Origin of the sequence: Pseudomonas sp. Au-Pse12 (genome assembly GCF_021341665.1) — a bacterium.
Lineage (GTDB): Bacteria > Pseudomonadota > Gammaproteobacteria > Pseudomonadales > Pseudomonadaceae > Aquipseudomonas.
This window is the reverse complement of record NZ_JAJTTH010000014.1, coordinates 126802-146960: the sequence shown is the minus strand read 5'-3', so window position 1 is coordinate 146960 and position 20159 is coordinate 126802. Positions and strand designations below refer to the sequence as shown.

General features: G+C 66.0%; 19 protein-coding genes. 7 read left to right on the top strand and 12 right to left on the bottom strand.

Going from position 1 to position 20159, the window contains the following annotated elements:
• Positions 1-233: 233 nt before the first annotated feature.
• From LXM55_RS29515 to LXM55_RS29490, 6 genes are all read right to left on the bottom strand, one after another.
• Positions 234-1034, bottom strand: a complete 801-nt coding sequence (locus LXM55_RS29515; RefSeq protein ID WP_267924647.1) for an amino acid ABC transporter ATP-binding protein — start codon at positions 1032-1034, stop codon at positions 234-236.
• A 16-nt stretch (positions 1035-1050) separates the two neighbouring features.
• Positions 1051-2292: an NAD(P)/FAD-dependent oxidoreductase gene (locus LXM55_RS29510; protein WP_233323645.1), complete on the bottom strand. Its 1242-nt coding sequence runs from the start codon at positions 2290-2292 to the stop codon at positions 1051-1053.
• Positions 2293-2338: 46 nt separating this feature from the next.
• The gene (locus LXM55_RS29505) at positions 2339-3049 is read right to left on the bottom strand and encodes an ABC transporter permease (RefSeq protein ID WP_011060496.1); all 711 of its coding nucleotides are present in this window, start codon (positions 3047-3049) and stop codon (positions 2339-2341) included.
• The gene (locus tag LXM55_RS29500) at positions 3046-3765 is read right to left on the bottom strand and encodes an ABC transporter permease (protein ID WP_025130068.1); all 720 of its coding nucleotides are present in this window, start codon (positions 3763-3765) and stop codon (positions 3046-3048) included. The genes LXM55_RS29505 and LXM55_RS29500 overlap by 4 nt, the downstream gene beginning before the upstream one ends.
• Positions 3766-3851: 86 nt before the next feature.
• Positions 3852-4604, bottom strand: coding sequence for a transporter substrate-binding domain-containing protein (locus LXM55_RS29495; RefSeq protein ID WP_233323644.1), 753 nt, complete (start codon positions 4602-4604; stop codon positions 3852-3854).
• A gap of 16 nt (positions 4605-4620) precedes the next feature.
• Positions 4621-5496, bottom strand: a complete 876-nt coding sequence (locus LXM55_RS29490) for a MurR/RpiR family transcriptional regulator (protein WP_233323643.1) — start codon at positions 5494-5496, stop codon at positions 4621-4623.
• A gap of 132 nt (positions 5497-5628) precedes the next feature.
• Here LXM55_RS29490 and LXM55_RS29485 point away from each other — a divergent pair, with 132 nt between their 5' ends.
• The 4 genes from LXM55_RS29485 to nahK all read left to right on the top strand — a co-directional run bounded on the left by LXM55_RS29485 (position 5629) and on the right by nahK (position 12224).
• The gene (locus tag LXM55_RS29485) at positions 5629-6681 is read left to right on the top strand and encodes an Ldh family oxidoreductase (protein ID WP_233323642.1); all 1053 of its coding nucleotides are present in this window, start codon (positions 5629-5631) and stop codon (positions 6679-6681) included.
• 224 nt (positions 6682-6905) lie between these two features.
• Positions 6906-8090 carry a porin gene (locus LXM55_RS29480; protein WP_233323641.1) on the top strand — a complete coding sequence of 395 codons (1185 nt, stop codon included), beginning with the start codon at positions 6906-6908 and terminating at the stop codon, positions 8088-8090.
• Positions 8091-8494: 404 nt separating this feature from the next.
• On the top strand, positions 8495-9658 hold the full coding sequence (nosP, locus tag LXM55_RS29475) for a nitric oxide-sensing protein NosP (RefSeq protein WP_233323640.1): 1164 nt from the start codon (positions 8495-8497) through the stop codon (positions 9656-9658).
• Entirely contained in the window at positions 9588-12224 is a 2637-nt protein-coding gene (gene nahK / locus LXM55_RS29470; RefSeq protein WP_233323639.1) for a hybrid sensor histidine kinase/response regulator NahK/ErcS', read from the top strand. The genes nosP and nahK overlap by 71 nt, the downstream gene beginning before the upstream one ends.
• Positions 12225-12621: 397 nt before the next feature.
• Here the strand turns inward: nahK and LXM55_RS29465 are convergent, their stop codons facing one another.
• The 6 genes from LXM55_RS29465 to LXM55_RS29440 form a co-directional block, all read right to left on the bottom strand.
• On the bottom strand, positions 12622-13287 hold the full coding sequence (locus LXM55_RS29465; protein WP_233323638.1) for a response regulator transcription factor: 666 nt from the start codon (positions 13285-13287) through the stop codon (positions 12622-12624).
• Between the two features lie 47 nt (positions 13288-13334).
• Entirely contained in the window at positions 13335-13877 is a 543-nt protein-coding gene (locus tag LXM55_RS29460; RefSeq protein WP_233323637.1) for a PQQ-dependent catabolism-associated CXXCW motif protein, read from the bottom strand.
• 133 nt (positions 13878-14010) lie between these two features.
• Entirely contained in the window at positions 14011-14802 is a 792-nt protein-coding gene (locus LXM55_RS29455) for an ABC transporter permease (protein ID WP_233323636.1), read from the bottom strand.
• Positions 14799-15557 carry an ABC transporter ATP-binding protein gene (locus tag LXM55_RS29450; RefSeq protein WP_233323635.1) on the bottom strand — a complete coding sequence of 253 codons (759 nt, stop codon included), beginning with the start codon at positions 15555-15557 and terminating at the stop codon, positions 14799-14801. The genes LXM55_RS29455 and LXM55_RS29450 overlap by 4 nt, the downstream gene beginning before the upstream one ends.
• Positions 15554-16528, bottom strand: a complete 975-nt coding sequence (locus tag LXM55_RS29445) for a YVTN family beta-propeller repeat protein (RefSeq protein WP_233323634.1) — start codon at positions 16526-16528, stop codon at positions 15554-15556. Before LXM55_RS29445 ends, LXM55_RS29450 begins: the two co-directional genes overlap by 4 nt.
• Positions 16529-16557: 29 nt before the next feature.
• Positions 16558-17742 (bottom strand): ABC transporter substrate-binding protein, encoded by a 1185-nt coding sequence (locus LXM55_RS29440; protein WP_233323633.1) that lies wholly within the window; start codon positions 17740-17742, stop codon positions 16558-16560.
• 202 nt (positions 17743-17944) lie between these two features.
• Here LXM55_RS29440 and LXM55_RS32480 point away from each other — a divergent pair, with 202 nt between their 5' ends.
• Genes LXM55_RS32480 through LXM55_RS29430 form a run of 3 tightly spaced genes read left to right on the top strand, consistent with a single transcriptional unit; the run spans position 17945 to position 19994 of the window.
• Positions 17945-18067, top strand: coding sequence for a hypothetical protein (locus LXM55_RS32480; protein ID WP_267924646.1), 123 nt, complete (start codon positions 17945-17947; stop codon positions 18065-18067).
• A gap of 2 nt (positions 18068-18069) precedes the next feature.
• Positions 18070-19341: a sensor histidine kinase gene (locus LXM55_RS29435; RefSeq protein WP_233323632.1), complete on the top strand. Its 1272-nt coding sequence runs from the start codon at positions 18070-18072 to the stop codon at positions 19339-19341.
• Positions 19341-19994 (top strand): response regulator, encoded by a 654-nt coding sequence (locus tag LXM55_RS29430; RefSeq protein ID WP_233323631.1) that lies wholly within the window; start codon positions 19341-19343, stop codon positions 19992-19994. The genes LXM55_RS29435 and LXM55_RS29430 overlap by 1 nt, the downstream gene beginning before the upstream one ends.
• Positions 19995-20159 lie beyond the last annotated feature (165 nt).

Sequence of the window (20159 nt, the reverse complement as noted above, 5' to 3'; positions counted from 1 at the left end):
GCTCCATCTCAAGTGACCCGCTGTAAGAGCGGAACCATAAGCCGCCGTTACCGCAGCAATGGATATGTACACCAAAAAGACCGCAACTTCAGGTTTTACGACCGCTACGCGCCCGAGCGGGAGCAAGCTCCCTCTCCACAGTAAGCTCGCCGAGCCCCTTGCTCACTGTGGCCTTCCAACCAGACTCGTTGCAGTACGCCGCCACCCCGCAGCAACGAATTTGCCCACCCATCTCAATGCACAATCTGCGCAAGAAACGCCTTAGCCCTCGGGCTCTTGGGCGCCCCAAAAAACTCCTCCGGCGGCGCGTCTTCAACGATGCGCCCCCCATCCAAAAACAGCACCCGCTCCGCCACCTGCCGTGCAAACCCCATCTCATGGGTCACGCACAACATGGTCATCCCACTCCCCGCCAACTTCACCATCACATCCAGCACCTCACTGACCATCTCCGGGTCCAGCGCCGAAGTCGGTTCATCAAACAACATGATCTTCGGCTCCATGCACAACGCCCGGGCAATCGCCACGCGCTGTTGCTGCCCGCCGGAAAGCTGGCTCGGGTACTTATCCGCCTGGTTCTCAATCCCCACCTTGGCCAGAAACCCCCGCGCCAGTTCTTCAGCCTTTTTCCGCGACAACCCGCGCACGGTCATCGGTGCCAGGGTGCAGTTGTCCAGCACGCTCATGTGCGGGAACAGGTTGAAGTGCTGGAACACCATGCCCACTTGGCTGCGTACCTGGGCGGCTTCGCGGGTGTTTTGCGAGAGGTCGGTGCGGTCCACCAGGATCTGGCCTTTTTCGGCAATCTCCAGGCGGTTGATGCAGCGGATCAGGGTTGATTTGCCGGAGCCGGAAGGCCCGCAGAGGACGATGCGTTCGCCCTGGCGCACCTTGAGGTCGATGTCGTGCAATACGTGGAAGGCGCCGTAGAACTTGTTCAGCCCGGCAATATCGATCACCACTTCACGCGGGTCGGCAACGGGCTGGGCGGGCGCTTGGGAGGCGGCGGGAAGCGGGGCGGTCTGGGTCTGCATGGCGGTTCTCCGTCGGTCAGTTGAAGCGCTCGGCGCGGTAAGGGGTGGGGTCGGTAAACGGGGTTTCGCCGGTGACCATCTGCGCCAGCAGTTGGCCGCTCACCGGGCCCAGGGTCAGGCCGTGGTGGGCGTGGCCGAAGTTGAACCACAGGCCGGGGTGGCGCGGGGCGGGGCCGATCACTGGGCACATGTCCGGCAGGCACGGGCGGCGGCCCAGCCAGGGTTCGGCGTCGAGGCGTTCGCCCAGAGGGTAGAAGTTTCGGGCCAGGGCTTCGCAGCGGCGCAGTTGGATTTCGTTGATCGGCTCGTCCGGGTCGGCGAATTCGATGCCGGTGGTCAGGCGGATGCCGCCCACCATCGGTGCCAGGACGTAGCCACCCACCGGGTCGAGGATCGGGTGCTGCAGGCGGGTGCCGGGCACGGCGGCGTAGTGCATGTGGTAGCCGCGCTTGATCGCCAGGGGAATGCGGTAGCCCAGGGGCTCGAAGATGCCGCTGGCTTGCGGGCCCAGGGCCACCACCACTTCCTGGGCGCTGATCGGGCCGAGTTCGCTTTGCACCTGCCAGCCGCCTTCGATCTGGGTCAGGGTCAGGGCATCACCGATGACGAATTGGCCGCCGCGCTGCTTGAACAGTTCGGCGTAGCCGCGGGTCAGGCCGCCGGGGTCGCTCACGGTCTTGGGGTCGAGCCAGTGCAAGCCGCCCACTATGTCGGGGTGCAGGCCGGGTTCCAGGGCCAAGAGTTCGGTGCGGTCCAGTACCCGGTAGTTGAGTTCGTAGTCCCGCAGGTCGGCGGCGGCGCGCTGGGCGAAGTCGAAGGCCTCCTGGTCGTTGAAGGCTTCGAGCCAGCCGCCGTCGGCGATCAGCTCCAGCATGTTGGCCGGGCGGGCCAGGGCCAGGTGTTCGGTGACGCAGCGTTCGATCAGCGGCAGCATGGCGCGGGTGGCAGCGGCCAGGCCCTTGGGCGAGGAGTGACGCCAGTATTGCAGCAGCCAGGGGCCGGCCTTGGGCAGGTGGCGCAGGCTGTAGCGCACGTCCGATTGCTGGTTGAGGCCGTAGCGCACCAGCTTGGTCACTTCCCGGGGGAAGGCGTAGGGAATCACGCTGGCGCGTTCGATCAGCCCGGCGTTGCCGTGGCTGGTGCCGTTGCCCGGAGGCTGGCGGTCCAGCAGCACTACTTGGCGGCCGCGGGCCTGCAGGTGCAGGGCGCTGCTGACGCCGACGATCCCGGCGCCCAGAACGAGGGTTTGGCAATGCATGTTTCAGTCCTTATGACAGGGGCCGCGCGGCGGCCCGCTAAAGGGTTCAGTTCAGGTGCCGGCCCAGGCGGCCTTCCAGGTATTTGAGGCTGCGTCGTACCACTTCGACGATCAGCAGGTAGAGCACCGCGGCCCACAGGTAGATCTGGAAATCGAAGCTGCGGGAGAAGGCCAGCTTGGTCACCCCCATCAGGTCGTAAATGGTCACCAGGGAGGCGATGGCGCTGGCCTTGATCATCAAAATCAGCTCGTTGCCCAGAGGCCCGATGGCGATCAGCAGCGACTGCGGCAGTATCACTTTGCGAAACGCGGTCCAGCGCGACAGGCTCAGGGCCTTGCAGGCTTCGCGCTGCCCCTGGGCTACGGCCAGCAGGCTGCCGCGCAGGATCTCCGCCTGGTAGGCGGCGGTGTTCAGGGTGAAGGCCAGCAGGGTGCAGAACCAGGCGTCGCGGAAGAACCACCACAGGCCCACGTCCTGCCAGAAGCCTTTGAACGAGCCCAGGCCGTAATACAGCATGAACAGCTGGGCCAGCAGCGGCGAGCCGCGGAAGAAGTACACGTAGGCCCCGGTGAAGCGCCGCAGAAAACGATTGCTGGACAGCCGCCCGAGGGCGATCAGCAGGCCGAGCACGGCGCCCAGGCTGAAGGAAATCGCCACCAGCTTGGCGGTCACCAGCAGGCCGTCGATAAAGCGCGGGCCGTAGCGCTCCAGCAGCTCCTGGTTGAGGAACAGGTTCAGCAGGTCATCCAGGTTCATGGCTGCAGGCTCCGTTGCGCACGGTTGAAGCGCCGTTCAAGAAAGCTGAACAGGTGCCCCGACAGCGCCGAGAAGAACAGGTAGCCAAAGCAGGCCACGCTGTAGAACAGCATGGGTTCCTTGGTCACGCTGACCGCGAGGTTGGTCTGGCGCATCAGGTCCACCAGGGAAATGGTCGACACCAGCGAGGTGTCCTTGAGCAGCGACAGCCAGTTGTTGGAAAGGCCGGGCAGGGCGATGCGCGTCAGTTGCGGCAGCAGCACCCGGGTGAAGGTGGTGCGCCGCGACAGGCTCAGGGCGCTGGCGGCTTCGTACTGGCCCTTGGGCAGGGTCTTGAACGCGGCCAACCAGATCTCGCTGGAGAAGGCGGCGAACACCAGGCTGAAGGCGATCATCGCGGCGACGAAGGTGTTGATCGCCACTTCACCGGGGTAGCCCAGGGCGCCGAGGATTTTCTGCGCGGCGATCTGGCAGCCGTAGTAGATGATCAACAGCGTCAACAGCTCCGGCAGGCCGCGAAACACCGTGGAAAAGGTCGTGGCCCAGGCCCGCGCCCAGCGGTTTTTCGAGCGTGCGGCCAGGGCCACCAGCAAGCCCAGGGGCAGGCCGATGGGCACGCAGGCCAGCGCCAGGGCGATGGTCACCAGGGCCCCGGCGAGCAGGGCCGAGCCCCAGCCGCCGCTGGCGAAGGACAGGAGTGACAGCTGTTCGAACATGCGCGAACCCTCTGGAAGAATGAACCGTGCAGGGCGCCGCCGCGTTCAAGGGAACGCGGGGCTTAGGCAGCGGCAAAGGCGGGCGGTCAGTAGATGTCGAAGGCGAAGTAGCGGCTGGAGATCTGCTTGTAGGTGCCGTCGGCGACGATCTCGTCCAGGGCCTTGTTCAGGCGCTCGCGCAGGGCGTTGTCTTCTTTGCGCACGGCGATCGAGGCGTCGGCGGTGGTGCCGTTGACATCACCGATGATCTTGCAGCAGTCCTTGCCGGCGCTTTCGGCCCAGGCCAGCAGCGGGAACTTGTCGGCGATCACCCCGTCCACGCGTCCGGCGGCCAGATCGCTGTTGGCTTCGTCCAGGGTTGGGTAGAACTTCACGTCGGCGCCGGCCGGGCCGTAGTGATCCTCGGCGTAGATGGCCTGGGTCGAGGAGGCCTGGGCGCCCACGGTGCGGTCCTTGAAGTTGGTCTGGGCGTCGCTGATGTCCGAGTCCTTGGCCACCGCCACCGACAGCGGGGTGCGGTAGTAGTGGTTGCTGAAGGCGATCTTTTTCTTGCGCTCGTCGGTGGCGATCATCGAGGCCACCACGGCGTCGTATTTCTTCGCCAGCAGTGCCGGGATGATGCCTTCCCAGTCCTGGGCGACGATCTGGCACTCGACCTTCATCTGCTTGCACAGGGCATTGGCGATGTCCACGTCGAAGCCGTGCAGCTGGTTGTTGGAGTCCACGTAGTTGAAGGGCGGGTAGGCGCCTTCGGTGGCGATCTTCAGGGTTTCGGCCTGGGCCGCGGAGGCGGCGAAGACCAGGGCGCAGGCACTGGCGAAGCGGACGACGTTGTTCATGGAGCACCTCGGTTATTTATTGTTTTGCGCGGGTGGACGATGTGTAGCCAACAAATTCGTTATGCAGGGCGGCGGTGGCTTCCAGGCGTTTTTCCACCTCGGGTCCCAGGTGCTTGCACACCTCGTTGATCAAGAGGTGCACCAGCGACAGCATGGCCGCGGTGGATTCCCAAAACAGGTTGAATTCGGTGGGCACGCGGAACACCTCGTCGGCGTTCTGCTCGGCCCAGTCGCAGAAGGTGTCGGTCACCAGGGTCACCGGAATCCCCGCCTCGCGGGCCTTGTGGCACAGGGTCAGGGCGTGGCGCGAATAGCGCCGGGCCTCGAACACCACCAGGGCGCAGTCTTCGGCGGGGCTCAGCAGCACGTCGGCGAAATGCCCGGCGGAGCCGTCCACCAGGTGCACGCCGTCGCGCAGGTATTGCAGCAGGTGGACCATGGAGGCGGCGATGCCGCGCTCGGTCTGGAACCCCGCCACATACACCCGGCGCCGGCTGGCCAGGCGCTGCACCACGGTCTGCCAGGCCGGGGTCAGGCTGTATTCGTAGACCTTGACCAGCGCCGCCACTTCCAGCTCGAAGCTGCGGGGCAGGCCCTGGGCCGTCGGGTTGGGCTGCTGGCGAAATTCCTGCAGGCGGTCGCCCACCAGCCACGGGCCTTCGCCGAGGTCGTTCTTCAGGTCGTTTTTCAAGTCCTTGAAATGGCTGTAGCCGATGGCGCGGCAGAACCGGCCGACGCTGGACTCGCTGACGCCGAGTTTTTCGGCGATGTCGGCGGCGGTCTGGAAGGGCAGCTCGTAGAGGTTGGCCAGCATGTAGCTGGCAATCGCCCGGCCCGACGCGGTGGCGCTGGACAAGCTGCTTTCAAGGCGTTGTTTGATGGGCTGGCTCATGGCCGCTCCTTGTTTTTATTGACCGCTGGAAACGGAAAATGAATGTTTTCTGTCATTAAGTCAACATTTGACAGTTAACTGGCGTGACGCGATAGTCAGGCCCCTTCCAATAACAATTCCAATGGAGCCACCATGTCCCACGCGACCCTGGCGCAGGCCGATGTCGAGCACCTCGACCTGCCGGCCTTGACCGACTTGCTGCAACGAATTTTTCTTCGCCACGGCACCTCTGCCGAGGTGGCCCGGGTGCTGGCCGACAACTGCGCCCGGGCCGAGCGCGACGGCTCCCACAGCCACGGGGTGTTCCGCATGCCCGGTTACCTGTCGTCCCTGGCCAGTGGCTGGGTCAATGGGCAGGCCGTGCCGCAAGTGGAGGATGTGGCCCCTGGCGTGGTGGCGGTGGATGCCGCAGGCGGCTTTGCCCAGCCGGCCCTGGCTGCGGCCCGCGAGTTGCTTTTGAGCAAGGCCCGTAGTGCCGGGATCGCGGTGCTGGCGATTCGCAATTCCCATCACTTCGCGGCCTTGTGGCCGGATGTCGAGCCCTTCGCCGAAGAAGGCCTGGTGGCCCTGAGCCTGGTCAACAGCATGACCTGCGTGGTGCCCCACGGCGCCCAGCGCCCGCTGTTCGGCACCAACCCGATTGCCTTCGCCGCCCCCCGCGAGGGCGCCGAGCCGATTGTCTTTGACCTCGCCACCAGCGCCATTGCCCACGGCGATGTGCAGATCGCCAAGCGCCAGGGCCAGCAGCTGCCGCCGGGCATGGGAGTGGACCGCGACGGCCAGCCCACCTGCGATCCGGCAGCGATTCTCGACGGCGGCGCCTTGCTGCCCTTTGGCGGGCACAAGGGCTCGGCGCTGTCGATGATGGTGGAGCTGCTGGCGGCGGCGCTGACTGGCGGCAACTTCTCCTTCGAATTCGACTGGTCGCAACACCCCGGGGCGCAAACACCCTGGACCGGGCAACTGCTGATCGTCATCGATCCCAACCACCTGGGCGGCGGGCATTTTGCCCTGCGCAGCGGCGAGCTGGTGCGGCAGATGCAGGCCGTGGGCCTGGAGCGCATGCCCGGGGACCGGCGCTACCGCACCCGGGCCAAATCCCTGCAGCAAGGCATTCCCCTGGCCGCCGCCGAGCTGGCGCGGTTGCGCGCGCTCGCGGGCGACGATAAGACGGGCGACGACTGAACGGCCGACGACCAAGGACTTCATCCCTTCGCACCCGGGTCCATGAGCCCTTGGTGTTACTCCAGGTAGTGGGCCCGGTAGCGGGCCGGTCGTGGATCGGATTTGCCGCTCCCTGCCAGACCCTCCAAAGCACTGGCAATCTGCCTCCAAGGCAGCCTGTCAGTGCGCTGGGGCCCTTTCGATAATCGCCTCCGACATTTCGTCCCCCGTTTGCGGAGCGCGCCATGCATAACAATAAGAACTGCCAGTACCCCCTGATTCCGGCCCTGCTCGTCGGCCTGTCGACCCTTGGCCTGGGCACTGTCGCCGAAGCCGAGATCATGCTGTACGACAAGGACCAGACGACCTTTTCCACCGACGGCTACATCAACGCCTTCTACGTCAACAGCAAGGTCGACCGCGCCGGCGACCAGTACGACCGCCAGCAGGCGCGGGTGAAGATGGGCTTTCTGCCCAACTACCTGGGCTTCAACATGGGCAAGCAGGTGGACGACCTCAAGCTCGGCGCCCGGGCCTCGTTCTGGGTGACCATCAACGACAGCGAAACCAACGGCACCGACACCGCCATCGACGTGCGCCAGTTCTACGGCACCGTGGCCAACCCGGAGTGGGGCGAGGTGCTGATCGGCAAGGACTTCGGCCTGTTTGCCCGCTCCAACATCCTGCTCGATGAAATGCTTGCCGGGTACGGCCAGGTCAGCGACAGCCTGGGGCTGGTGGACGGCGGCGGGGTGTCGTTCGGCAACATCGGCAGCGGTTATCCCTATCCCTTTCCGTCTTCGCAGATCACTTACCGCAGCCCGATGATGGATGGCCTGCGAGTGGCGGTGGGCATCCTCGACCCGGTGGACACCAACGACAGCAGCGCCCTGGGCAAGGCCTACCAGAAGAACCCGCGCACCGAGAGTGAGATCACCTATCAGTTCGACCTGGGCGGGGCCAAGTTCTACAGCTGGCTCAACGGCAGCTACCAGACCTCCGACAACACCGACCCCAACGTGCAGTCGGTGACGTCCAAGGGCCTGGGCTATGGCCTGCAAGCCAAGATGGGCGGCCTGTCCCTGACCGGTTCCGGGTTCCAGGCCAAGGGCATCAACCCCTTCTTCACCAACAACGCCGGCGAAGCCACGCTGCGCAATGTCGACAGCAAGGGCTACCTGCTGCAGGGCTCGTACAAGCTCGGCAAGAACCGCCTGGCGCTGTCCTACGGCAAGACCAAGGACGACGGCAATGGCGTGGTCGGCAGCGGCGCCGACTACCAGACCCGGGGTGTGGCGCTGTTCCACGACATCAACGACAACCTCAAGCTGGTGGCCGAGTACAACCAGTTCGAGATCGACGGCCACCACACCAACGCCCAGAACGAAAACACCGACACCTTTGCCGTGGGTGCCGTGCTGACCTGGTAAAAGCAGTTGCAAGCGGCAAGTGGTTAGCTGCAAGGGGGTTGCGTCTGTTCTTGCGGCCTCTGGGGCGCCACCAATGACGAGGTTGCACAAAAAAAACTGTGGCGAGCGAGCTTGCTCGCGTTGGAAGGCGCAGCCTTCCCAAGGCCTGGGTTCGCGGTCTGTCAGGCAGATCGCGGATTCAGGCTTCGCGGCCGCTGCGCGCCGGGACGCCGGCCGCCCGAGCGGGAGCAAGCTCCCTCGCCACAGAGAAGCAGCTGCAAGCCGCCGGTCTGGTTGCCGGTTGTACAAACCCTGTGGCCAGCGCCTACGCCCATGGAACCGGCTACCCGCTACCCAAGTAGCATTCGTGCCCCGGGGCCGGCTTCGTACACTCATCCCTCAGACAACCCGCGCCGGAGGCAACGATGCAGCAAGCCCAGAGCGAGGGCGTGGTCAGTGCCATGTCCCAGGCCGTCGATCCGCAGCAGGTGGCCCAGGACCTGGCCAGCCAGTTGCTGCATCCGCACCTGGGCTTCGTGCTGTTTTTCTGCTCCGCCGAATACCCCCTGCACACCCTGGGCCCGGCCCTGCAGCAGAGCTTCGGCGGCATCCCCCTGGTGGGCTGCACCAGCGCCGGGGAAATCACTCCCTTGGGCTACGGGCGCAATTGCGTGACCGCCATCGGCTTCGACCACCGGCACTTTTCCATCGCCGCCGAGTTGATCGACCAGATGGAGCACTTCAGCCTGATCGACGCCCAGCAGATGGTCGAACGCCTGGTGGGCCGCTGCCGCAGCAACACCCTGGCGCCGATCAAGGGCAACAGCTTCGCTCTGACCCTGCTGGACGGCCTGTCGAGCCGCGAGGAAATGGTCCTGGCTGCCCTCAGCGCGGCCCTGGGGGACATTCCGCACTTCGGCGGTTCGGCCGGCGATGACAACTACCTGACCCACACCCACGTGTATTTCGGTGGCGAGTTCCACAGCGGCGCGGCGGTGGTGGTGCTGGTCAACACCTGGCTGGATTTCGAGGTGTTCACCACCCACCACATCCAACCCCGGGAAGAAAAACTGGTGGTCACCGGCGCTGACAGTACCTTGCGCCGGGTTTATGAACTGAACGCCGAGCCCGCCGCCGAGGAGTACGCGCGGCTGATCGGCGTGCCCCTGGCGCAGCTCGACCACCGGGTGTTCGCCGCCCACCCGCTGGCGGTGCGGATCAACCAGCACTACTACGTGCGCGCTGTGCAGCAGGTGCACCCGGACCTGAGCCTGAGTTTCTACTGCGCGGTGGAGAACGGCATCGTCCTCACCGCCATGACCCCCGGCCCCTTGCTGCCCAACCTGCAACAGCTGTTCGACGGCTTGCAGCAGCGCCTGGGCGGCCTGTTGCTGACCATCGGTTGCGACTGCTTTTTGCGCCGCCTGGAGCTGGAGGATCGCGGCAGCCTGGATGAGATCGGGGCCTTTTTGCGGGATCAACGGGTGATGGGTTTCAACACCTACGGAGAACAGTTCAATGGCATGCACATCAACCAGACCTTCACCGGGGTCGCCATTGCCCGCAGTCGAACTCCGGCCCGCCGCTGAGCTGCAAGCGCAGCTCGACTGCCTGCAGCGCGAGAACCGCAAGCTGCGGCGGATCAACGAGGCGCTGATCGAACGGGTCGAATCGGGCATCACCCGCGGCAACGACCCTTACGCGGCGTTCCAGCATTCGGTGGTGCTGGCCGAGCAGGTGCGCGAACGCACCGACGCGCTGAACCAGGCCATGGCCGAGCTCAAGGCCGGCAACCATCTGCTCAGCGAGGCGCGGCTGCGGGCCGAGACCGCGCACCAGCACCTGATCGACGCCATCGAAAGCATTTCCGATGCCTTCGTGCTGTTCGACCAGGAGCAGCGCATCGTCCTGTTCAACAGCCGCTTCCGCGCCTTCTGGAGCCACAGCCGGGTGCGGATCATGGCCGGCATGCGCCTGTCGGAAGTGCGCCGGCTGATGACCAGCACCGGGCTGTTCAGCGAGGAACCGCGTGGCGGCGCCGACGAACAACTGCTGTATCACCTGCACAACGGCCGCTGGCTGCAGGTCAGTGAACGGCCGACCCGGGAAGGCGGGCGGGTGATCCTGTTCACCGACATCACCGAGGTCAAGCACAGCGAAACCCTGCGCCGGGAGCAGGCGGTGGCGCAGAAATCCCACTTGCTGCAACGGGCGGTGGACAACCTGTCCCAAGGCGTGGCCATGGTCAGCGCCGAGGGCGTGCTGGAGTTGTGGAACCGGCGCTTCCTGGAGCTCAGCGGGCTGGCCCCGGTGGCCGCTCACCGGCTGTTTGCCGAAGTCATCGGCGACAGTGAACTGCGCCTGCTGAGCCCCGACAGCCGCGACGCCAATGGCCGGCCGATCCATGAATGTGAACAGCGCCTGAGCGACGGCCGGGTCCTGGAAATCCGCACCCATCCGCTGCCCACCGGCGGCTTCGTCAACACCTTCACCGACATCACCGAGCGCTACCAGCACGCCGAGGCCCTGAGCGAAAGCGAACGCTGGATCCGCCTGATCACCGACCATGTGCCGGCGTTGATCGCCTACCTGAATGCCGACCTGGTGTACGAGTTCACCAACAAGGTCTATGAGGAATGGTACTGCTGGCCGCGCGGCGTGATGCTCGGCCAGAGCCTGCGAGAGGTGCACAGCGAACAGCACTACCAGCGCCTGGAAAGCTATGTGGAACGGGCGCTGGCGGGGGAGAGCGTGACCTTTGAGTTCGCCGAAACCAACATCAACAACCAGGAGCGCTACATGCTGCGTTCCTACGTGCCCAACCGCCTGGCCAATGGCGAGGTGGTGGGGATCTTCGTGCTGATCCGCGACATCACCGAGCGCCGGCGCACCGCCGAGGCGCTGCATCAGGCCTACCAGAACCTGGAGCTGCGGGTACGCGAACGCACCGCCGAACTCACCACCCTCAACCAGCAACTGCTGCGCGAGATCGAAGAGCGCAGCCGGGTCGAATCGCGCCTGCGCGAAGCCAAGGGCGAGGCCGAACGGGCCAACCTGTCGAAGACCAAATTCCTCGCCGCGGTCAGCCATGACCTGCTGCAACCCTTGAACGCCGCGCGGCTGTTCACCAGCGCCTTGCTGGAGCGCCGCGACCCCCAGGCCAGCAGCGCCCTGGTGCGCAATGTCAGCAACTCCCTGGAAGACGTGGAAAACCTGCTGGGCACCCTGGTGGACATTTCCAAGCTTGATGCCGGGGTGATCAAGGCCGATATCGCGCCTTTCGCCCTCAGCGAGCTGCTGGAAAACCTCGCCGCCGAGTACGCCCAGGTGGCCCGCAGCGAGGGCCTGGAACTGCACTTCGTGGCCTGCTCGGCGCTGGTGCGCAGCGACATCCAGCTGCTGGCGCGGATTCTGCGCAACCTGCTGAGCAACGCCATCCGCTACACCCGCCAGGGCCGTGTGGTGCTCGGTTGCCGGCGCCAGGGGCACTGGCTGTCGATCGAAGTCTGGGACAGTGGCATGGGCATCGCCGCCGAACGCCTGGAAGAAATCTTCCAGGAATTCAAGCGCGGCGAAGAACAGCGCCCGGACCAGGATCGCGGCCTGGGCCTGGGCCTGGCCATCGTCGAAAAAATTGCCGGGATCCTCGGCCACCGCATCGGCGTGCGCTCTTGGCCGGGGCGTGGTTCGGTGTTCAGCGTGCAGGTGCCGATCAGCGCCAGCGCGCCCTTGCCGGCGCCGCGCCTGGAACTGGGGGATGCCCTGCTGGAGCGTTTGCAAGGCGCGCGGATCTGGGTGCTGGATAACGACGCGGCGATCTGCGCCGGCATGCGCACCCTGCTTGAAGGTTGGGGCTGCCAGGTGATCACCGCCTTGTCCGAAGAAGACCTGGCGCGCCAGGTGGATGACTACCGCGCCGACGCCGATCTGCTGATTGCCGACTACCACCTGGACCACCAGCAGAACGGCATCGACGCCGTGGCGCGGATCAACGCCCGTCGCGCCCTGGCGATCCCGGCGATGATGATCACCGCCAACTACAGCAACGACCTCAAGCAGCAACTGCGCGAACTGGGCCACACCCTGATGCACAAACCGGTGCGGCCGATGAAACTCAAGACCGCCATCAGCCACCTCCTGACGCCCCCCATGTAGCCGCTGCCGCAGGCTGCGCAGGAGACGCCAATCCTGTCAGCGCGGTCCACCAGAACACCCCGCGTGACCCGATTCACCGCCACGGCGTTGGTCGCGATGAATGCGCGGGTCTTCAGATCGCTGGAAGGGCCTCCGGCCCTTGTCGCAGCCTCGCCGAAGGCTCGGCAGCGGCTACAGGACCTGCAGGGCGCGGAAGGCTTCATGTAGCCGCTGCCGCAGGCTGCGCCCGGCTCCGCAGGAGACGCCAACCCTGTCAGCGCGGTCTATCAGAACACCCCGCGTGACCCGATTCACCGCCACGGCGTTGGTCGCGATGAATGCGCCGGTCTTCAGAATCGCTGGAAGGGCCTCCGGCCCTTGTCGCAGCCTCGCCGAAGGCTCGGCAGCGGCTACAGGGTTAGCGGCGCAGGTAGGCGCCGAAATCGATATCCCCGGCACTGAGGATCGCTTGCACCCGGTTGTGCACGTTGAGCTTGCGCAGGATCGCCGAGACGTGGGCCTTCACTGTGGTTTCGGCGATGTCCAGGGTGTAGGCGATCTGCTTGTTGGATTCGCCCTTGGTCATGCGTTCCAGCACCAAAAGCTGTTTGCGGGTCAGGGCCTGGAGCAGTTCCGGGGGGAAGCTCGGGGTTTCGCTGCTGCGGCGCCCCGGCTGGCTTTTCTGGGTGCGGATGATGTCCGGCGGCAGGTACACGTTGCCGTTGAGGATCTGTTCGATGGCCTCGGTCATCTGCGAACGCGGCGAGGATTTGGTGATGAAGCCGACGGCGCCGTAGGTGATGGCCTGGAGCACGATCTGCTTGTCCTGTTCGGCGGAGACGATCACCACCGGAATGGTCGGCGCTTCGTTGCGCAGGGTGATCAGGCCGTTGAGGCCGTGCATGCCGGGCATGTTCAGGTCCAGCAGGATCAGGTCCAGCTCGTCGTGCTCCTGGGTCAGGGCCAGGGCGCTGTCCAGGTCGGCGGTTTCCATCACCTCGCTGCCGGGAAATCCGTCGCTGATGACGTTGTGAATGGCTTCGCGAAACAGTGGGTGATCGTCGGCTATCAGAATTTTATACATGGCCTTTCACCTCGTTATTGTGATTGTGCGGGGGCGCGCTGGCGGCTTCAGGGAAAGGCTTCCGGCTGGGCCGCCACCACGGGCAAGCCGGCGGCCTCCCAGGCGTCCAGGCCGTCGCGATACCAGTAGAGGGAGGTATAGCCCAAGGCTGCGGCGCGTTTTACCGCGTTCCAGCTCAGCCAGCAATCGGCGCGGCAATAAAAGACCAGCGGTTGTTGCAGGTTGCCGCTGCTGAGCTGTTGCAGGTAGCGGCTGAAGTAGCGCTGCCACTCGGGGCTCAGTTCGCCGTCGCCGGTATTGGCCAGCCAGTGGCTGCCGGGCAGGTTGGCGTGGGGCTCGCTGTCGATGAAGCGGCCTTGCAGCCATTGCCGGCGATAGACGTCGATCAGCAGGGGGTTGGGGTGTGCCTGGAGCAGGGCCTGCAAGCCCTGGGTGTCGATGATCTGCGCGACCTCGATCTGCGTGGGCGTCGGGCTGCGGTAGAGGCTGGTGCGATAGCCGTCGGCGGAAAACAGTGGCGTCTCGGCCTGGGCCATTCCCAGGGTCAGGCTCAGGGACAGCAGGGCCAGGGTCTGCAGGGCACGGGGCATAAGGGGGTTGTCCTTCTTGTTATGCGCCCATTACATGCCAGCGCGGGGGCATTTGTGAATGCGACCATCGACAGCAAAAGCAGTACCAAAGTCGTAGGTCGCGAACCGCCAGGCGCTGTGCAGGCGTCCTGGCTCAGGTGCTTTTGCGCAGGGCGGCGTGTTGCGGGTTGAAGGTCAGCACCGCCAGCAGGGAGAACACCAGGGTCAGTCCCAGGCACACCGCCAGGGCCAGCAGGTTGAAGCGTTCATACAGGGCAAAGCGCACCAGCTCGACGGCGTGGGTGAAGGGGTTGAGGGCGCACAGCCAGTACAGCCAGGGGCTGGCTTCGAGCATCTTCCACAGCGGGTACAGCGCCGAGGACAGGAAGAACAGCGGGAAGATCACGAAATTCATCACCCCGGCAAAGTTTTCCAGCTGGCGGATGGCGTTGGACAGCAGCAGCCCCAGGGCGCTGAGCATCAGGGCCACCAGCAGCAGGGCTGGCAGCGCGGCCAGCAGGCCCATGGCCGGCGGCTGCACGCCATACAGCCAGGCCACGGCGAGGAAGGCGTAGACCTGCAGCAGCGAGATCAGCGAGGTGGCCAACAGCTTGCTGGCCAGCAGGAAGGCCCGGGGCAGGGGGCTGGTGAGCAGCACGCGCATGCTGCCCATTTCCCGGTCGTAGACCATCGACAGTGAGCCCTGCATGCCGTTGAACAGCAGGATCATGCAGGCCAGCCCCGGGACGATGTAGACCTCGTAGGGAATGTAGGTGCTGTAGGGCTCGATGATGGCGATGCCCAGGGCGGCGCGAAAGCCGGCGGCGAACACCAGCAGCCACAGCAGGGGCCGCACCAGGGCGCTGAGAAAGCGTGTGCGTTGCAGCACGAAGCGCAGCCATTCGCGCAGCACGATGCCGCGCAGGCACTGCCAGTAGGCGTTCATGCGAGCGGTTCTCCGATCGGTGCCGGGCGCGGCTGGGGATTCTGGGTCAGGCGGGCGAAGGCCGCGCTCAGGTCGCCGCCCTGTGCCTGGCTGATGGTGCTGGCCACGCCACTGGCCACCAGGCGCCCCTGATGCAGGATCAGCAACTGGTCGTCGGCCTGCACTTCGTCCAGCAGGTGGGTGGTCCACAGCACGCTCAGGCGCTGTTCCTGGCACAGCTGGCGAATGTGCCGGTTGAGCGCCAGGCGGCTGGCCGGGTCGAGGCCGGCGCTGGCTTCATCAAGCAGCAGCAGGCGCGGTTCATGCAACAGGGCGCGAGCGATTTCCACCCGTCGGCGGTGGCCGCCATTGAGGGCGCGCACGCTCTCCCGGCGCCGTTCGGTGAGGTCCTGGCGCGCCAGTTCGGCGTCGATCCGTGCCTGCCCCTGGCGCCGCGACAAGCCGTGCAGCGCGGCGTGGTAGTGCAGGTTCTGCTCGACGCTCAGGTCCAGGTCCAGGGTGCTTTGCTGGAACACCACGCCGAGCTGGCGCAGGGCGGCCCGGGCGGCGTTGCGCAGGGAGCAGCCGCCGACGCGGATGTCGCCCTGCTGCAGGTCGTAGAGCCTTGTGAGCAGGGCGATCAGGGTCGACTTGCCGGCGCCGTTGGGCCCCAGCAGCGCGGCAAAGCGCCCGGGGGCCAGGCTCAGGCTGACCTGATCGAGGGCCTGGCGCGGGCCGTAGGCGAAGCTCAGCTGGCTGACCTCCAGGGCGTTCATGGGGTCACCACCACACCCCAGGGATAGCGCCCGACCTTCACCGACTTGACCACCTTGAGGCTGTTGACGTCGATCACCGAGACATCGCCGCTGACCCCGTTGGTGGCCAGCAGCTGGCTCTGGTCCGGGGTGAATGCCAGCTGCCAGACCCGCCGCCCCACCAGCAGGTAGTCGAGGATCTCGTAGGTCTTGGCGTCGATCACCGCCACGTGGTTGGCCGGGCCCAGGGCGACGAAGGCGTACTTGCCATCGGCGCTGAGCTTGATGCCCACCGGCTGTACCTTGTCCGGGTGCACGCCCTTGATCTTGAAGTTCAGGGTCTTGAGCACCTGGCGCGTGGCCACGTCGAGGATGGTCACGGTGCCGCCGATTTCCGCCGAGGCCCAGAGCCGTGAGCCGTCCTGGTTGAACTCGACGAAGCGCGGGCGCTGGTCCACCAGGGTGCTGTCGGCCAGGGTCTGGGTGCTGGTGTCGATCCAGTGCAGCATGTTGGTGGTTTCGCTGGTGTTCACCGCCCACTTGCCGTCGGGGCTCACCGCCATGCCTTCGGGCTCGACCCCGACGTTGATCTGGCCGAGGACCTTGGCGGTCTCGGTGTCGATCACCGTGACCAGCGCATCGTCCTCGTTGGACACGTACAGCCAGCGGTTGTTGGGGTGCAGGGCGAACTGCTCGGGGTCCTTGCCGGACGGCAGCTCCTTGACGATCTTGCGGGTGGCCACGTCCATCACCTGGACCCGGTCCGAATCGCTGGCGCAGATGTACAGCAGCTGGTTGTCATGGGACAGCAGCAGCCCGCGCGGGCGCTGGCCCACGGGCAGGGTCTGGGTGACTTCCAGGGTCTGCATGTCGATCAGGCTCAGGCTGTTGTCCTTTTCGTTGGAGACCCAGGCCGTGGCGGCCATGGCGTGCCCGGCGGCGAGCAGCAGGGCCGCGCAGAGGGCGGAGCGGCAGAGAAGGGGGCGGCGCATGGCGGATTCCTTGTTGTTGTGGTGATGGATCAGGGGTAGCGGCAGGTCACTTCGGGGCGGTCGTAGCCCAGGCTGTCCATTTCGTTGAAGGGGTGCAGGAAGCCGTCCTGGGGCGAAGTGCTGACCAGGGCCCGGGGCTGCACCAGGGGAATCGGCTGGCGCAGTTCGCCGTTCCACGGCCGGTAGCTGAGCTTGCGGCCCTTGAAGCCGTCCAGCGGCAACTGGTCGCTGAGCAGCAGCGCCTGCAGGGCCCGAGGGTCGGCCTGGCGCAGTTTGCTCACGGCGCTGGCGACGCTGCGCACGGCCATCCAGGCGGCGAAGTCGCGGTCGTTCATCCAGCGTCCGGCCTGGGCTTCGAAGCGCTTTTGCAGCTGCGCGGCGCCGAAGGTTTCCACGCTCTTGTGCCAGCCGGTGGGGGTCAGGCCCTGGGTGCCGGCCACCGGGCGCGGGTACCAGGTCTGGTAGGGCAGGTATTCGCCGAAGTCGCCGCGCTCATCGGCCACCAGCACCACGTCGTATTCAGCGGTCTGGGTGAACAGCGGCATGTCGGCCTGGGCGCTGCGGCGCTGGTCGTTGTCGAAGCTCCAGGCTTTCTCGGCGACGATCTTCAGGCCGAAGCGCTGCATGGCCCGGCGCAGGGCATCGGCGTAGGCGCGGTCGTCCTCGGTCTGGCCGACGATGAGCAAGGCCCGCTGCCATTTGCGCAGCACCATGAACTGCACCAGGGCGTCGGCCAGCATCGCCCGGCCGGGCAGGCTGTGCAGCACGTTGCCCAGGCACTGGCTGCTGCGCAGGGCATCGTCGGGGCTGCCAGCGTTGAACAGCAGGCTGTCGGGCAGGGCCGCCGACAGCTCGCGCAGGCTGGCCGCCGGGGCATTCACCACGAACAGCCGCAGGCCCTGGTCGTGCTGGGCCCTGGCGGCTTGCAGCAGCGCCTCGGGGCTGTCGACGCTGGCGCTGTCGAGCTGGAACTGCTGCTTGAGAAAGCGCCCGGTGCTGTTGCTGTCGACAATCGCCAACTGGGCGCCTTGCAGCCCGGCGTCGGCGGGCTCGGGGATGATGTTGGACAGCAGCGGGCCGGGATCGGGGCGATAGCCCAGGTAGCCGATGCGCACCTGCAAGGGTGCCTCGCTGGCCAGGCTGGCGCTCAGGGGCAGCAGGACCGAGGCCAGGGCCAGCAGGCAAGTCGGGATAAGCGGGGCAGGCTTGTGCATAGGGCGCTCCACGGCAGGTGGCGCCAGCATAGGAACAGCGTCGGGGCGGGGAAATATGCAGAAAGTAGCGCCCGGGCAGTACCAAGGTAGTAACCCGGCGCGGGCGCGGCGGTCTTAGCATGGTCCCAGCGGCCCTGAGCCTGATCCTGATCCTGATCCTGGCCCGAACCCGCCCCGAGCCCGAACCTTGAGAGCGACGCCCATGCGCATCATCAAAGTGCTGCTCCTGCCCTTGCTGCTGATCCTCAGCCTGATCGGCGTCGATCGCCTGCACGGCTCGCGCCCGGTCGTGCCCCTGGCGGTGCCGCTGGTTCCGGGGCGCTAGGCGTGTCGGCGCTGTGGCGGATCAACCTGTGGGTGACGGCGTTCTTTGCCGTGGTGACCCTGGCCTGCGGCGGCTTGCTGCTGCATCAGGCGGTGGCCGATGTCGAACGTGAATTGCAGTCCGCCGAAGCGGTGGTGGAGTACTTGAGCGACAGCGCCGAGCGCAACCCGGTGGGCCTGCAACCGCATCTCACCCAGAGCCTGCGTCATGTGCGGGTGCACTGGCTGGGGCCGGACGAGGCAGCGCGCATGCCCGAGCAGGCCGGGCTGGACGCCTGGCTTGGCCGCCAGCTGTTCAGCGACCGCCGCCACAGCGCCCGCGAACTGGACCTGGGCGACGGCCGCCGGGTGCTGATCGCCGTGGACGCGCGCGACGAGATCGATGAAGTCTGGGATTCGCTGCAACAGCTGTTGAGCCTGTGCGGCCTGGCCCTGCTTTTGAGCCTGCTGACCATCCGCTGGGCGGTGCGTCGCGGCATGGGCCTGCTGGATGATCTGCTGCGGGCCTTGCAGCACGTGTCCGGCGGGCAACTGGCGGTGCGCCTGCGCGAAGCCGGCCTGCCGGAAGCGCGACAACTGGCCGGACACTTCAACCGCATGACCACGACCCTGGAGCAGACCCGGGCCGACAATGCACACCTGACCCAGGCCCTGCTGGCGGTGCAGGAGCGCGAGCGCACCTACCTGGCGCAGACCCTGCATGACGACCTCGGGCAATACCTGGCGGGCATCCGCGCCCAGGTCTGCCTGCTGCGCATGGTGGCCGACCAGCCGACAGTGGTGGAACACACGGCCCAGGCCCTGGAACTTAACTGCGAGCGCTTGCAGCAAGGCTTTCGCGCCCTGGTGCAGGACCTGTACCCGGTGGTGCTGCAGCACCTGCCGCTGGCCGAAGCCTTCGGCCTGCTGGTGAGCCAATGGCAGGACAGCCAGGGCATCGACTGCCAATTGCGGGTCGGCGCCGACCTGCCGGCGTTGCCCGGCGCGAGCAAGACCCACCTCTACCGCCTGCTGCAAGAAGCGCTGACCAATGTCGCCCGGCACGCCGGCGCCAGCCAGGTGCGGGTGCGGCTGCAACGCAGCGCCCGGGGCCTGCGCCTGCTGGTGCGCGACAACGGTTGCGGTGCGCACCAGCCCCAGCGCCCCGGCGTCGGCCTGCACTCGATGGCCGAACGCGCCCGCAGCCTGGGCGGTGAACTGCACATCCTCAGCCGTCCCGGCGCCGGTTGGGCACTGGCCTTGAACATGCCCCTGAACATGCCCATGGAGGCCTGATGAACATCTTGTTGGTGGATGACCACGCCGTGGTCCGCCAGGGTTACGCCAGCTTGCTGCGCGCGGTATTGCCGGCGATGCAGGTGCGCGAAGCGGCCAGCGGCGAAGAGGCCCTGGCCCGAGTGGCCGAAGACGTGCCGCAACTGGTGATCATGGATTTCGGCCTGCCGGGCATCAGCGGCCTGGAGACCACCCGCCGCCTGCGCCAGCGCCTGCCGCAACTGCGGGTGCTGTTCTTCAGCATGCACGACGAACTGCCCCTGGTGCGCCAGGCCCTGGAGGCCGGCGCCTCGGGTTACCTGACCAAGAACTCCGCGCCCCAGGTGCTGATAGAAGCGGTGCACCGGGTGCTGGCCGGGCACGCCTACATCGAACAGCCCCTGGCCACGCAACTGGCCTGCACCCCGGCGCAGAACGCCAGCGACCCGCGCTTACAGAGCATGACCCAGCGCGAGCTGGAGATCTTCGTGATGCTGGCCAAGGGCACCCCGGCGCGGGTGATTGCCGAGCAGCTGTGCATCAGCGCCAAGACCGTGTCCAACCACCTGACCTTGCTCAAGAGCAAGCTGCAGGTCAGTTCCCATGCGGAATTGGTGCATCTGGGGATTGATATGGGGGTGGTGCGGGTGAGGGGGGCAGCTGCAAGCAGCTAGCCTCAAGCTACAAGCTACAAGCTACAAGCCACAAGCCACAAGCCACAAGCCACAAGCTTGAAGCTTGAAGCTTGTAGCTAAATCCAACATTTCGCCTTTTATCTGGCTGATTTCAACGATAAGAGTCATATTTATGAAGTTATCTGGTTTTTCATGATTGTCTGG